Consider the following 14602-nt stretch of genomic DNA (forward strand, 5'->3'; position numbering starts at 1 on the left):
CCGCAGGGGTGAACACTGGCGCGATTAACCGTGACGACGTTCAAAGTCGGTCATGAAGTCGGTCAGGGCCTTAACGCCTTCGAGCGGCATGGCGTTATAGATAGACGCACGCATTCCGCCAACCACGCGGTGGCCTTTCAGCGCATGCAGACCGGCGGCGAAAGACTCTTCCAGGAACAGCTTATCAAGATTGCTGTCGGCGAGCTGGAACGGCACGTTCATGCGGGAACGGTTCGCTTTGGCCACGTCGTTGCGGTAGAAGTCGCTGCCGTCGATGACGCTGTAGAGCAGCTCAGCTTTCTGCTGGTTGATCTTATCCATCTGCGCCACGCCGCCGTTGTTTCTCAGCCACTTGAAAACCAGGCCAGAAAGGTACCAGGCGAAGGTCGGCGGGGTGTTGAACATGGAGTCGTTATCGTTCAGCACGCTGTAATCCAGAATTGACGGGCAGGATTTGTGGGCTTTACCCAGCAAATCTTCACGCACGATCACCAGCGTCAGACCGGCCGGGCCAATGTTTTTCTGTGCGCCTGCGTAGATCACGCCGTAACGGCTGACATCCAGCGGGGAAGAGAGAATAGTAGAGGAGAAGTCGGCGGTCACGACCACGTCATCGCCAAAGGCAGGCTCTTCGTGGATGGCAATACCGTCGATAGTTTCATTCGGGCAGTAGTGCAGATAGGCCGCATCACGAGAAAGTTGCCATTCGCTCATCGGTTTCACCGCGCGCAAACCGTCAACGGTGACTTTGGCATCAATGACGTTCGGGGTGCAGTATTTGTGCGCTTCTTTTACCGCGCTCGCTGCCCAGTAACCGGCATCAACATAGTCTGCCTTGGTTTTGTCACCCAGCAGGTTCAGTGGGATGCCCGCAAACTGACCGCGCCCCCCGCCGTGGCAGAATAATACTTTGTAGTTTGAGGGGATATTCAGCAGGAAACGAAAATCTGCTTCTGCCTCTTCCGCCACCTGAATAAACTCTTTACCACGGTGGCTGACTTCCATCACCGACGTGCCAAGACCGTTCCAGTCACACAGCTCCTGTTGAGCCTGTTTGAGCACATCCGCCGGTAACATTGCCGGACCTGAACTAAAATTAAAGACCTGAGCCATTTACCCTCACCACGCTAAAAGCCATAAGTTATAACTGTGGATATCGGTTTTATCATTCAGTGACACGCGCCGCAATGTCTAAAACTTATGACCAGGAAAATGTGCCCGCCGTCACACAATACATTCTGCCAGCGGGCTGTCACAAAACCGACAAAATCGCTGTCAGGTGATGCGTCTGGCCCGGCTAACCTTCGTCCATTCCGGATTCGTGCAGCGTGGGCATAATTGATGCGCCCCGGCCTGGAGAGTCTGAACATGGCCACAACGGCGGCAGGCATAATCACCGACTTCCGGTATCGTCATAAAACGTTCCACAAATTCATCCGGCAATATGCATAGCCCAGGCTTGACCTCGTCATCGTCGTAAAAGTAGACGCTTATCTGTCCGTTAGTCTCCATGATGGCAAGCTTAACCTGTCCAAGCTGCTCAACGCTGCTCACCCGTAGTTCCATAAAGAACTCAAACTCGGTCATATTGGCGCGCTTCACTTTTTCCCAGGCCAGTTGGCCCTCTTCGACAATGGCTACCGGTTTTCCCTCCAGCAGATCTTCCAGCTTTTCACTTTTCGACATCAGCCACATCACGAGCCGGTAGAGCAACGCCAGGGTGACGAAAACGACAAAGACGGGAACCATCGGCACATCGTCATAAAATGCCACGTCCCCCGCTGCCGACCCCAGCGTCAGGATAATTAACACTTCGAAGAGTGACATCTGACGCACGCCGCGTCGCCCGGTAAGCTTGAGGAACAGGAATACCAGGACAAAGGTATAGAGACTTCGCAGCGCGACCTCGCCTAAAAACTCGAGTGGAACTTTATCAAAGGCCATTCGGTGAAGATCGAATGCTTTCATTTTTATATTCCTTTACAGTAGGTTACTGAAGGTAAGCATAGCTCAGCCTTTTATTTTCGCCGAAACCGCCGGGAGGATAGCGCCAGTCATGTAAAACCCGTATCATTGCGCGCTTTCCGTACGATATAAGTGATCCCCATGACTCAAACGTTTATCCCCGGCAAAGACGCCGCTCTGGAAGACTCCATTGCTCGCTTCCAGCAAAAACTGACCGACCTGGGTTTTAACATCGAAGAGGCCTCCTGGCTTAATCCGGTTCCCCACGTCTGGTCTGTGCATATTCGCGATAAAGAGTGTGCGTTGTGCTTTACCAACGGTAAAGGCGCGACCAAAAAAGCGGCGCTGGCCTCTGCGCTGGGTGAGTATTTTGAACGTCTGTCTACTAACTACTTCTTTGCCGATTTCTGGCTGGGCGAAACCGTGGCTAATGGCCCGTTTGTTCACTACCCAAATGAGAAATGGTTCCCGCTGACCGAAGACGATGAACTGCCGGAAGGGATCCTCGACGATCGTCTGCGCGCGTTCTACGATCTGGATAATCAATTGACCGCCAGCATGCTGGTCGATCTGCAGTCAGGTAATGAAGATCGCGGGATCTGCGCCCTGCCGTTTACCCGTCAGTCTGACGAGCAAACCGTCTATATTCCGATGAACATCGTTGGCAACCTGTATGTCTCCAACGGCATGTCAGCCGGTAACACCCGCAACGAAGCGCGTGTTCAGGGTCTGTCAGAGGTCTTTGAGCGCCACATTAAAAACCGCATTATCGCCGAATCTATCAGCCTGCCGGAGATCCCGGCTGACGTGCTGGCCCGCTACCCGGGCGTGGTGGAGTCCATCGCCAAACTGGAAGCAGAAGGCTTCCCGATCTTCGCTTACGACGGCTCACTGGGCGGTAAGTACCCGGTCATCTGCGTGGTACTGTTCAACCCGGCGAACGGCACCTGCTTCGCCTCCTTCGGTGCTCACCCGGACTTCGGCGTGGCGCTGGAGCGTACCGTTACCGAACTTCTGCAGGGCCGCAGCCTGAAAGATCTCGACGTGTTTACACCGCCGACGTTCGATGATGAAGAAGTGGCGGAACATGCCAACCTGGAAACGCACTTCATCGACTCCAGCGGCTCTATCTCCTGGGATATGTTCAAGCAGGACGCGGATTATCCGTTTGTTGACTGGAGCTTCTCAGGCAGCACAGAAGAAGAGTTCGCCACGCTGATGGCCATCTTCACTGCTGAAAATCAGGAAGTGTATATCGCCGATTACGAGCACCTGGACGTTTACGCCTGCCGTATTCTGGTGCCGGGCATGTCCGACATCTATCCGGTGGAAGATCTGTGGCTGGCGAACAACAGCATGGGTGCGCACCTGCGCGAAACTCTGCTGGCGTTGCCGGAGAGCGCATGGGAGAAAGAGGACTATCTGAACCTCATTACCCAACTGGACGACGAAGGTCACGACGACTTTACCCGCGTGCGTGAGCTGCTGGGTCTGGCGACGGGCAAAGACAATGGCTGGTACACCCTGCGTATCGGCGAACTGAAAGCGATGCTGGCGCTGGCGGGCGGCGACCTGGAACAGGCGCTGATCTGGACCGAGTGGACCATCGAGTTCAACGCCTCGGTGTTCAGCGCAGAGCGTGCGAACTACTACCGTTGCCTGCAGACCCTGCTGTTGCTGGCGCAGGAAGAAGATCGTCAGCCGCTGCAGTACCTGAACGCCTTTACCCGCATGTACGGTGCCGAGGCGGTAGAGAACGCCAGCGCAGCCCTGAGCGGTGAAGCGCCATTCTATGGCCTGCAGGCCGTGGACAGCGATCTGAAAGCCTTCCCTGCCCACCAGTCGTTACTGAAAGCCTATGAGAAATTGCAAAAGGCCAAAAGCGCATACTGGGCTAAATAAGGTTACATACCATTACAAACAGTAGGCGAATACAATCACCTACGTTATATTACGGGGCAATTTTATTGCCCCGTTTTTTATGTGCGGTAATAAATTTTTAATTGTAATAATTAAGTTAAATATTGGTAGCTATAATAATAGCGGCCTGACGGTTATTGTTACTTTTAATATGAAATACTCCATTCTAATTAACTGTCATCGACAGGGTCAGGAGAAAAAAATCAAATCATTTTGTAACTTTTAAAATTTATTTTTATTTGGATAATCAAACACTTACTCCGCATTTACTGTAAAACCACGCACTTTGCGGGCCTATAAGCCAGGCGAGATATGATCTACATCAATTTCTCTTCTATAATGCTTTGTTAGTATCTCGTCGCCGACTTAATAAAGAGAGAGTTAGTGTGAAAGCTGACAACCCTTTTGATCTATTACTCCCAGCTGCTATGGCGAAAGTTGCCGAAGAAGCGGGTGTCTATAAAGCAACGAAACAACCGTTGACGACGTTCTTCCTGGCGATTACCGCTGGGGTGTTCATCTCCATCGCCTTTGTTTTCTATATTACTGCGACCACCGGTACAGCCGCGATGCCTTTCGGTATTTCTAAGCTGATTGGCGGCATCTGTTTTTCACTGGGTCTGATTCTGTGCGTGATTTGCGGCGCCGATCTCTTTACCTCGACGGTACTTATCGTCGTGGCGAAGGCCAGCGGCAGGATCACCTGGGGTCAACTGGCCAAAAACTGGCTCAACGTTTACGTTGGTAACCTGGTTGGCTGTCTGCTCTTTGTTCTGTTGATGTGGTTGTCGGGAGAATACATGACCGCCAACGGCGCGTGGGGGCTAAACGTCCTGCAAACCGCCGACCACAAAGTCCACCATACATTTATTGAAGCCGTTGCCCTTGGCATCCTCGCAAACCTGATGGTCTGCCTGGCGGTCTGGATGAGCTACTCCGGACGCAGCCTGATGGATAAAGCCATGATCATGGTTCTGCCTGTCGCGATGTTCGTCGCCAGCGGCTTTGAGCACAGCATTGCAAATATGTTTATGATCCCTTTCGGTATCGTAATCCGTGACTTTGCCAGCCCGGAGTTCTGGACCGCAATTGGTTCCAGCCCGGACAATTTCTCTCACCTGACCGTTATGAACTTCATTACTGATAACCTGATCCCAGTCACAATCGGGAACATTATCGGCGGTGGTCTGCTGGTTGGGTTGACATACTGGGTCATTTACCTGCGTGGCGATAACCATCATTAATGGTTTTCTCAGGCAGTAAATAAAAAATCCACTTAAGAAGGTAGGTGTTACATGTCCGAACTTAATGAAAAGTTAGCCACAGCATGGGAAGGTTTTGCCAAAGGTGATTGGCAGAATGAAGTCAACGTTCGTGACTTCATCCAGAAGAACTACACCCCATATGAAGGTGACGAATCCTTCCTGGCCGGTGCTACCGACGCGACCACTGCCCTGTGGGACAGCGTTATGGAAGGCGTTAAGCAGGAAAACCGCACTCACGCGCCTGTTGATTTCGACACCTCCATCGCGTCCACCATCACTTCACACGACGCGGGCTATATCAACAAGTCCCTCGAGAAGATCGTTGGTCTGCAGACTGAAGCGCCACTGAAACGTGCGATTATTCCGTTCGGTGGTATCAAAATGGTTGAAGGTTCATGCAAAGCGTACGATCGCGAGCTGGACCCAATGCTGAAAAAAATCTTCACCGAATACCGCAAAACCCATAACCAGGGTGTATTCGATGTTTATACCAAAGACATTCTGAACTGCCGTAAATCTGGCGTTCTGACCGGTCTGCCAGATGCGTATGGCCGTGGCCGTATCATCGGTGACTACCGTCGCGTTGCGCTGTACGGTATCGACTTCCTGCTGAAAGACAAATACTCCCAGTTCCTGTCTCTGCAGTCCGATCTGGAAAATGGCGTAAACCTGGAAGCCACTATCCGTCTGCGTGAAGAGATCGCTGAACAGCACCGTGCGCTGGGTCAGATCAAAGAGATGGCAGCGAAATACGGTTGCGATATCTCTGGTCCTGCGACCAACGCTCAGGAAGCTATCCAGTGGACCTACTTCGGCTACCTGGCCGCCGTTAAGTCTCAGAACGGTGCAGCAATGTCCTTCGGTCGCGTATCCACCTTCCTGGATGCGTACATCGAACGTGACCTGAAAGCAGGCAAAATCACTGAACAAGACGCTCAGGAAATGATTGACCACCTGGTCATGAAACTGCGTATGGTTCGCTTCCTGCGTACCCCTGAGTACGATGAACTGTTCTCTGGTGACCCAATCTGGGCAACTGAATCCATCGCCGGTATGGGCGTTGATGGCCGTACCCTGGTAACCAAAAACAGCTTCCGTTTCCTGAACACCCTGTACACCATGGGGCCGTCTCCGGAGCCGAACATCACCGTTCTGTGGTCTGAAAAACTGCCACTGAACTTCAAAAAATATGCCGCTAAAGTGTCCATCGACACCTCTTCTCTGCAGTACGAGAACGATGACCTGATGCGTCCTGACTTTAACAACGATGACTACGCTATCGCTTGCTGCGTAAGCCCAATGATCGTTGGTAAACAAATGCAGTTCTTCGGTGCGCGTGCAAACCTGGCGAAAACCATGCTGTACGCAATCAACGGCGGCGTTGATGAAAAACTGAAATTGCAGGTGGGTCCTAAGTCTGAGCCAATCAAAGGCGACGTGCTGAACTATGACGAAGTCATGGATCGTATGGATCACTTCATGGACTGGCTGGCTAAACAGTACGTCACCGCGCTGAACGTCATCCACTACATGCACGACAAATACAGCTACGAAGCTTCTCTGATGGCGCTGCACGACCGTGACGTGGTTCGCACCATGGCATGTGGTATCGCAGGTCTGTCCGTGGCAGCTGACTCCCTGTCCGCTATCAAATATGCGAAAGTTAAACCGATTCGTGACGAAGACGGTCTGGCTATTGACTTCGAAATCGAAGGCGAATATCCGCAGTTTGGTAACAACGACGCTCGCGTTGATGACATGGCGGTTGACCTGGTAGAACGTTTCATGAAGAAAATTCAGAAACTGAATACCTACCGTAACGCTATCCCGACTCAGTCTGTTCTGACCATCACCTCTAACGTTGTGTATGGTAAGAAAACCGGTAACACCCCAGACGGACGTCGTGCTGGCGCGCCATTCGGACCAGGTGCTAACCCAATGCACGGCCGTGACCAGAAAGGTGCTGTTGCCTCTCTGACCTCCGTTGCAAAACTGCCGTTTGCTTACGCTAAAGATGGTATCTCTTACACCTTCTCTATCGTGCCAAATGCGCTGGGTAAAGACGACGAAGTGCGTAAAACTAACCTCGCGGGTCTGATGGACGGTTACTTCCATCACGAAGCGTCCATCGAAGGTGGTCAGCACCTGAACGTGAACGTCATGAACCGTGAAATGCTGCTCGACGCGATGGAACACCCTGAGAAATATCCTCAGCTGACCATCCGTGTATCTGGCTACGCAGTGCGTTTCAACTCACTGACTAAAGAGCAGCAGAAAGACGTTATTACCCGTACTTTCACTCAGTCCATGTAAGTGGATTTGACTGAAATCGCGCGGTAAAAGGCGTACAATAAAGGCTCCACGCAAGTGGGGCCTTTTTAACACCTCCCGCTCCGCAGTCTCTTTTGCCCGCTATCTATAATGAATGGATAACAGCCAAAACAGACTCGACACAGCCGCCTGAGCTGTGCACATAAACAGGCCCTGGACGGGCCGAACCTGGAGATATCACCGCAATGTCAACTATTGGTCGCATTCACTCCTTTGAGTCCTGTGGCACCGTCGATGGCCCGGGCATCCGCTTTATTACCTTCTTCCAGGGCTGCCTGATGCGCTGCATGTATTGCCATAACCGTGATACATGGGATACCCACGGCGGCAAAGAAGTCACCGTTGAAGAATTAATGAAAGAGGTGGTGACCTATCGCCACTTCATGAACGCTTCCGGCGGCGGCGTGACCGCATCCGGCGGGGAAGCAATCCTGCAGGCCGAGTTTGTGCGCGACTGGTTCCGCGCCTGCCACAAAGAGAGCATTCATACCTGCCTGGATACCAACGGCTTTGTTCGCCGCTACGATCCGGTGATCGACGAACTGCTGGAAGTCACCGACCTGGTGATGCTCGATCTCAAGCAGATGAATGACGAGATCCACCAGAACCTGGTGGGTGTTTCCAACCACCGCACGTTAGAGTTCGCGAAATACATTGCCGCCAAAGGCATCAAAACCTGGATCCGTTATGTGGTGGTGCCGGGCTGGTCAGATGATGACGACTCTGCCCACCGCCTGGGTGAGTTCACGCGTGATATGGGTAACGTCGAGAAAATTGAATTGCTGCCGTATCACGAGCTGGGCAAACATAAATGGGTGGCAATGGGCGAAGAGTACAAACTGGATGGCGTGAAGCCACCGAAAAAAGAGACCATGGAGCGCGTAAAAGGTATTCTGGAGCAGTACGGTCACAAGGTCATGTATTAACAAAACGCCCGGTTTTCACCGGGCGTTTTATTTATTAGTCGAAGACACCATTAATAATGGTTGTCACAATCGCAGTACTCAGCGCAATTAATACCAGATCTTTCCCCACTACCCGCCATTCATAGCCAGGGTAAGAAGGCAATTGACCCAGCATCGAGGCCGGAACGGTTTTTTTCGCAATACCCGGAGGCAGTGGTTTACCGCGTGCCAGGTTTTTCGCAATCCCCGGCGGAAGCGAATCATAGCCTGTTAAGCCATAGTTCAGCGCCAGATGACGAGCATGATCGTAACTAACGCGGGCATTCACATCATCACTGACGCTTTTATTTGATTTGCCCGGATTTTGGTTGCCATTATTCTGTTTATTACCATGGTTATCGGAATTCCCTTTACCTGAATTCCCGTTACCATGATTGCCGCTATTACCTTGCCCACCGCCATTGCCATGGCCATTTCCATTGCCTGGATTAGCCATAACAGGTGCAGTTGCAAATGATAAAGATAACACTACGGCCAGCGCGGTAGTGGTAAAACGACGAGTAGACATGATCGCTGCCTTTTTGTGGTAGAACGCATCTGAATTATCGCCTGGCGCGATAAACAAACAATGCGTAAAACTCTTAGATGTGACAAAGACAAAAAAGCCTGTCATCGACAGGCTTTTATTTATTCAGGCATGTGCCACTGGGGTTGGATGTTCGCCCGCTTTACGCAGCAACATTAAGAGGTAAATAAACGACACGCTGGCGATCATGATAAACAGCAGATTGTCGGAATAGTTCTGCATCAGCATGGCGGTAAAGGTTGGTCCCAGCAGGCTGCCGATAGTATAGCTCAGCAGCAGCGCCTGATTCATGGCCACCAGTTGATGGTGCTCCACCTTTTCACAGGCCCAGGCCATTGCAACCGGATAGAGCGTGAAGCCAGCAGCGCCGAGAATAAACAGAGCCGGTGCCATGGCGGCGTTGCTGAGCATGGCAAGACAACCCATGATCACCACGAAGACCTGGACGCGCAGCACCAGCAGACGCCCGAAGCGATCGGCAAGACGCCCCACCGGCCACTGGCCGACAATCCCCGCGCTGACCATCACCGCCATCCAGAAACCAATCCCGGAATCACTCACCCCCTGATGATTCAGGTAGAGCGGCATCAGGCCATACAGTGAGCCCAGCACAATCCCGGAGATGATGCAGCCGTTAACGCCCAGACGCGCCTGACGCAATCTCAGCATTGGCCAGACGTGAGTCGCTTCCTGATGCTCGCTGCTCTGGTTCACAATGCGCGTAAAGAGCAGCGGCAGGATCGCCGCCAGCACCATGCCCGTTACCCACGGCAGTACGCTCATCAGGTCGGTCGGGAGTTTGCTGACCATCAGCTGGCCAAGCACGGTACCCACGTAATAGACCATCATATAGGCCGCCAGCAGGCGACCGCGGTTGCGGGAGGTGCCGCTGCACATCAGGGCGCTTTCCACCACCACCCAAATCATGGCGCAGCCGACGCCGGCGATAAAGCGCCAGACCATCCAGCTCCAGAAGCCAACCATCAGCCCCAGCCCGGCACATCCGACGGCAAAAATAAGCGATGCCAGATAGTAGCTGCGGTTAAAACCGAAGCGTTTGATCAGGCTTCCTGTCAGCAATGTTCCCAGCAGGTTGCCGGTAAAAAAGGACGAGCTGACCATACCCACCTGCCAGGTCGGTAAGTTTTCATGGGCGAGCCACAGCGGGACGAGCGTATTTAACACCGCGATCGCCAGGGTCAGCAAAAGCAGGCCACAGAGCAACAGGAGCACTGGCCGGGTATAGGTCGACATGGATAAAAACCGTGAGGAAGTTCAGATTTCGTGCGCATCATGCCACTGGCAAAAACAAAGTCAATCCACCTGTTTAGGCCGCACGCACGATATGTTCCTTGTCGATTGAAAAAACTCATCCTGCTAATGCAATGCCTGCTATCAATATTAATTATGTATTTGTTTTTATTTATGTCTGACTAAAATTGAAACCAAACGACAGTTGAAAAATTTCATGATTGAAAATAAAAAAGCCGGGCACTAAGTCCCGGCTTTATATAACGAAAATCAAAATTAACTGGCGACAGCCATTCCAACAGTCATATGCAGGCCGTAGAACACCCCGCGGCCAATCAGTTCACCCGCCAGCACCAGCACAAATGCCAGTGACAACAGCGGGATCGCAGGCTGATAGCCTTTGAGCTGCGGCACTACCCAACAGACCAGTGCCGCCGCCAGGAGCACCACGCGCCAGGCCATCAGCGAGCCGTAATCCGGCACCAGGGCAGAAGCCTGCTGAATGGAGCTGCTAATTGTTGCCAGCTCTGCGCCCTGCATCAAAGCAACAACCGCGCTCACCACCAGCGCCAGCAGCGACACGGCGGGTAGTAAACGCATCGCCCAACCGTCTACACCCGCAACGCGCAGCAACAGGAAGCCCAGCAGCGGCCCGCCGATAAACATCGTCAGGAAGAAGCTCATCGGCGTCCAGACGCTGTACCAGGTCGGCACGGTATCGATAGTGTTATAGACCCGAACCATCATCCAGACGAACACCACGCCCAGCACCATAGTGACAATCAGCCACAGGCTACGCAGACCGGCAGGCAGCTTTTTCAGCGCAGCCAGCAGCCAGCCCAGACCACCGACAGCAAAGAAGAGCGCCCCGCTGGCGATCTCATTGCTGAGGGAAGAGGCTCCCACGCGGTTCAGGGAGTTGAACGCGCGCATCGGTGAACCGAGGTGCAGCGTAGAGGCGATAAAACCGATCCCCATGAGCACCCACAGGCCAAACATGCTCAGCACCAGTCGCTGCTGTTGTCCCGCATTCAGATTGCCTTTTAAAAGCGCCAGCGCAAGGACGATAAACCCGCCCGCCACGCACTGTCCGAAGACGGTAAAAATCATCAACGGCCATTCATGCCATCCGCTTCCCATCTCACACCTCCTTTGGATTGGCCAGGTAGCCGGTGGTGTCACCCGTTGGTCGGCTGTTGGCATTGGGTTTAATGACGATACTCGGCTTCGTGAAGTGCGCAGACGGCAGTGGCGCGACGGCAGCCAGCTTGCCGTATTTCTGGCGCAGCTCGGCAATCGGACCAAAATCCAGCGCGCGCAGCGGGCAGGATTCAACGCAAATCGGCTTGTGGCCTTCGGCTACACGGTCATGACAACCGTCGCACTTGGTCATATGCCCTTTGGCGGCGTTGTACTGCGGCGCACCGTACGGGCAGGCCATATGGCAGTAGCGACAGCCGATGCAGACATCTTCATTCACCACCACAAAGCCGTCGTCGCGCTTGTGCATCGCGCCGCTCGGACACACTTTGGTGCAGGCGGGATCTTCGCAGTGGTTACAGGCAATGGACAGATAGTAGGCGAAGACGTTCTGGTGCCAGACGCCGTTGTCCTCCTGCCAGTCGCCGCCCGCGTATTCGTAGATACGGCGGAAGCTGACATCCGGCGTCAGGTCCTTGTAGTCCTTGCAGGCCAGCTCGCAGGTTTTACACCCGGTGCAGCGGCTGGAATCAATAAAAAATCCATACTGAGTGGTCATCGGCTACTCCTTACGCCTTTTCAACCTGAACGAGGTTACTGTGAGACGGATTACCTTTCGCCAGCGGCGACGGGCGTTGTGTGGTGAGCACATTAATGCAGCCAGCCTGATCGACGCGGTTGGCGTCCGGGTTGTACCAGGCGCCCTCACCTAACGCGACCACACCCGGCAGGATACGGGGCGTCACTTTGGCTTCGATATGCACTTCGCCGCGTCCGTTAAAGATCCGCACCCGGTCGCCGTTGGCGATCCCGCGCGATTTTGCATCCAGCGGATTGATCCACATCTCCTGACGACAGGACGCCTTCAGGACGTCAACGTTGCCGTAGGTGGAGTGGGTACGCGCCTTATAGTGGAATCCGGTCAGCTGTAGCGGGAACGCTTTGCTCTGCGGATCGTCGTAGTTTTCAAAGCCAGGGCTGTAAACCGGCAGCGGATCGATCACGTCGTCTTTCTCCAGCTCCCACGTTGCGGCGATCTGCGCCAGCTGGGCGGAGTAGATCTCAATCTTGCCTGACGGCGTGGTCAGCGGATTGGCGGCAGGATCGGCGCGGAAGGCTTTATAGGCCACGTGATGCCCTTCCGGGTCACGCTTTTTGAACATGCCCTGCTGGCGGAATTCATCAAATGACGGCAGCTCCGGAATGGCCTGGCGGGACTGCTCATACAGGTGGCGCATCCACCCTTCCTGGGTACGCCCTTCGGTGAACTGCTGCTCAACGCCCATGCGTTTCGCAAGTTCGGTCGTCATCTCATAGATGGTTTTGCAGCCGAAGCGCGGTTTGATCGCCTGGTCGGCAAAAATCACGTACGACATGTTGCCGCAGGAGGCGTCCAGGGCGAAGTCCATCTGTTCAGATGCGGTGCAGTCCGGCAGCAGAATATCGGCATACATCGCCGAAGAGGTCATATGGCAATCCACCACCACAATTAGCTCGCACTTTTTGTCATCCTGCAGGATCTCGTGGGTGCGGTTGATCTGCGAATGCTGGTTGATCAGGCAGTTACCGGCATAGTTCCAGACCATCTTGATCGGCACATCGAGTTTATCTTTGCCACGTACCCCGTCGCGGGTGGCGGTCATCTCCGGGCCGCGCTCAATGGCATCGGTCCACATAAACATCGAGATACTGGTCTGAACCGGGTTTTCCAGGGTCGGCATACGCACAAACGGCAGCGAATACGAGCCTTCACGCGCGCCGCTGTTGCCGCCGTGGATCCCCACGTTGCCGGTTAAAATTGCCAGCATGGCGATGGCGCGGGAGACAAGTTCGCCGTTGGCATGGCGCTGCGGGCCCCAGCCCTGAGAGATAAATGCAGGCCTCGCCCCAGCGATTTCACGCGCCAGTTTGACGATGCGCGCCTCGGGAATGCCGGTGATAGCCGCGGCCCAGGCAGGGGTTTTGGCAATACCGTCATTACCCTGGCCGAGAATGTAGGCTTTGTAGTGGCCGTTTGCCGGCGCCCCTTCCGGCAGCGTTTTTTCGTCGTAGCCGACGCAATATTTGTCGAGGAAAGGCTGATCGACGAGGTTCTCATCGATCATCACCCACGCCAGGGCGGAGATCAGCGCCGCATCGGTTCCCGGGCGGATCGGGATCCACTCATCTTCGCGCCCTGCCCCGGTATCGGTATAACGTGGGTCAATGACGATCATCCGGGCGTTCGATTTTTGCCGCGCCTGTTCAATGTAATAAGTTACTCCCCCGCCGCTCATACGTGTTTCGCCAGGGTTATTGCCGAACAGCACCACCAGCTGGCTGTTCTCAATGTCCGACGGGCTGTTGCCATCGGCCCAGCCGCCATAGGTGTAATTCAGGCCAGCGGCAATCTGCGCGGTGGAGTAGTCACCGTAATGATTGAGATAGCCCCCGCAGCAGTTCATCAGGCGGGCAATGAGGGTTTTACCCGGCGGCCAGGAGCGGGTCATGGTTCCACCCAGGGTGCCGGTGCCGTAGTTCAGATAGATGGATTCGTTACCGTAATCCTTAATCAGACGCTGCATCGTCCCGGCGATAGTGTCAAAGGCCTCTTCCCAGCTAATGGGTTCGAATTTGCCTTCGCCGCGTTTACCCACTCGCTTCATCGGCTGTTTCAGTCGATCCGGGTTATAGACGCGACGGCGCATCGAGCGGCCACGCAGGCAGGCGCGAACCTGATGTAATTCCTCGTAGTTATCATCCCCGGTATTGTCGGTTTCAACGTATTTAATCACATCGTCCACGACATGCATGCGCAGCGGACAGCGACTGCCGCAGTTTACCGTACAGGCGCTCCAGACCACTTTCTCATCGGATTTTACTGCAGTTGCGGCTTCAGCCGCCGATGCCAGACGTGAAAAAGGCAATGTGAATGCGCTACTGGCAACAGCCAGGCCGCCAATCGCCGTGGTTTTCATCAACCCACGTCGACTCACCTCGGCAGCCAGCAGCGCTTCAGGCGTTTTCATTTTCATAGACTCTCACTTTGATTGCTCACAAAGTTCAAAGGTGCGACAAAGTCGCTATATAGTTTTTTATATAAGGAAAGCATGCGTTAGCAGACGTTTTCGCTAACCAACTGTTTGGCAAGTATTACTACTTTAGAGGGAGGGGATATTGCCTGACATCAAAAGCGGGAC

The 14602-nt window shown here is 53.8% G+C and carries 11 protein-coding genes; 4 read left to right on the top strand and 7 right to left on the bottom strand.

The features are described 5' to 3' along the window. Window positions 1-24: 24 nt before the first annotated feature. Both serC and FFB58_RS06920 read right to left on the bottom strand, forming a co-directional pair. On the bottom strand, window positions 25-1113 hold the full coding sequence (serC, locus tag FFB58_RS06915; RefSeq protein ID WP_138369441.1) for a 3-phosphoserine/phosphohydroxythreonine transaminase: 1089 nt from the start codon (window positions 1111-1113) through the stop codon (window positions 25-27). Window positions 1114-1275: 162 nt separating this feature from the next. Continuing rightward, a complete protein-coding gene (locus FFB58_RS06920) occupies window positions 1276-1968 on the bottom strand; it encodes a DUF421 domain-containing protein (RefSeq protein WP_039029488.1) in 693 nt (230 codons plus the stop codon). A gap of 138 nt (window positions 1969-2106) precedes the next feature. Between FFB58_RS06920 and ycaO the strand changes: the two genes are divergently transcribed. The 4 genes from ycaO (at window position 2107) to pflA (ending at window position 8407) form a co-directional block, all read left to right on the top strand. Beyond that, window positions 2107-3867 carry a 30S ribosomal protein S12 methylthiotransferase accessory factor YcaO gene (gene ycaO, locus FFB58_RS06925; RefSeq protein ID WP_138369442.1) on the top strand — a complete coding sequence of 587 codons (1761 nt, stop codon included), beginning with the start codon at window positions 2107-2109 and terminating at the stop codon, window positions 3865-3867. A gap of 404 nt (window positions 3868-4271) precedes the next feature. Next, window positions 4272-5129 carry a formate transporter FocA gene (gene focA, locus FFB58_RS06930; protein WP_039029490.1) on the top strand — a complete coding sequence of 286 codons (858 nt, stop codon included), beginning with the start codon at window positions 4272-4274 and terminating at the stop codon, window positions 5127-5129. Window positions 5130-5180: 51 nt separating this feature from the next. Beyond that, window positions 5181-7463 carry a formate C-acetyltransferase gene (gene pflB, locus FFB58_RS06935; RefSeq protein ID WP_039029491.1) on the top strand — a complete coding sequence of 761 codons (2283 nt, stop codon included), beginning with the start codon at window positions 5181-5183 and terminating at the stop codon, window positions 7461-7463. Window positions 7464-7666: 203 nt separating this feature from the next. Further along, entirely contained in the window at window positions 7667-8407 is a 741-nt protein-coding gene (pflA, locus tag FFB58_RS06940; RefSeq protein ID WP_039029492.1) for a pyruvate formate lyase 1-activating protein, read from the top strand. Between the two features lie 34 nt (window positions 8408-8441). Here the strand turns inward: pflA and FFB58_RS06945 are convergent, their stop codons facing one another. From FFB58_RS06945 to dmsA, 5 genes are all read right to left on the bottom strand, one after another. Further along, a complete protein-coding gene (locus tag FFB58_RS06945) occupies window positions 8442-8954 on the bottom strand; it encodes an anti-virulence regulator CigR family protein (protein ID WP_039029493.1) in 513 nt (170 codons plus the stop codon). Window positions 8955-9077: 123 nt separating this feature from the next. Next, entirely contained in the window at window positions 9078-10226 is a 1149-nt protein-coding gene (locus FFB58_RS06950; RefSeq protein ID WP_039029494.1) for an MFS transporter, read from the bottom strand. A gap of 273 nt (window positions 10227-10499) precedes the next feature. Beyond that, window positions 10500-11363 (bottom strand): dimethyl sulfoxide reductase anchor subunit family protein, encoded by an 864-nt coding sequence (locus FFB58_RS06955; protein ID WP_138369443.1) that lies wholly within the window; start codon window positions 11361-11363, stop codon window positions 10500-10502. Window position 11364: 1 nt separating this feature from the next. Then, window positions 11365-11982 carry a DMSO/selenate family reductase complex B subunit gene (locus tag FFB58_RS06960; RefSeq protein WP_039029496.1) on the bottom strand — a complete coding sequence of 206 codons (618 nt, stop codon included), beginning with the start codon at window positions 11980-11982 and terminating at the stop codon, window positions 11365-11367. A 10-nt stretch (window positions 11983-11992) separates the two neighbouring features. Continuing rightward, complete coding sequence (gene dmsA / locus FFB58_RS06965) at window positions 11993-14437, bottom strand: dimethylsulfoxide reductase subunit A (protein ID WP_138369444.1); 2445 nt, start codon at window positions 14435-14437, stop codon at window positions 11993-11995. Window positions 14438-14602 lie beyond the last annotated feature (165 nt).

The sequence above is a fragment of the Enterobacter sp. MF024 genome (assembly GCF_005843915.1).
In the GTDB taxonomy this organism is placed as follows: domain Bacteria; phylum Pseudomonadota; class Gammaproteobacteria; order Enterobacterales; family Enterobacteriaceae; genus Enterobacter; species Enterobacter barmai.

Coding starts and splice junctions, on each gene's coding strand:
- serC (WP_138369441.1), bottom strand. CDS start 1,113: ATGGCTCAGGTCTTTAATTTTAGTTCAGGTCCGGCAATGTTACCGGCG.
- FFB58_RS06920 (WP_039029488.1), bottom strand. CDS start 1,968: ATGAAAGCATTCGATCTTCACCGAATGGCCTTTGATAAAGTTCCACTC.
- ycaO (WP_138369442.1), top strand. CDS start 2,107: ATGACTCAAACGTTTATCCCCGGCAAAGACGCCGCTCTGGAAGACTCC.
- pflB (WP_039029491.1), top strand. CDS start 5,181: ATGTCCGAACTTAATGAAAAGTTAGCCACAGCATGGGAAGGTTTTGCC.
- pflA (WP_039029492.1), top strand. CDS start 7,667: ATGTCAACTATTGGTCGCATTCACTCCTTTGAGTCCTGTGGCACCGTC.
- FFB58_RS06945 (WP_039029493.1), bottom strand. CDS start 8,954: ATGTCTACTCGTCGTTTTACCACTACCGCGCTGGCCGTAGTGTTATCT.
- FFB58_RS06950 (WP_039029494.1), bottom strand. CDS start 10,226: ATGTCGACCTATACCCGGCCAGTGCTCCTGTTGCTCTGTGGCCTGCTT.
- FFB58_RS06955 (WP_138369443.1), bottom strand. CDS start 11,363: ATGGGAAGCGGATGGCATGAATGGCCGTTGATGATTTTTACCGTCTTC.
- FFB58_RS06960 (WP_039029496.1), bottom strand. CDS start 11,982: ATGACCACTCAGTATGGATTTTTTATTGATTCCAGCCGCTGCACCGGG.
- dmsA (WP_138369444.1), bottom strand. CDS start 14,437: ATGAAAATGAAAACGCCTGAAGCGCTGCTGGCTGCCGAGGTGAGTCGA.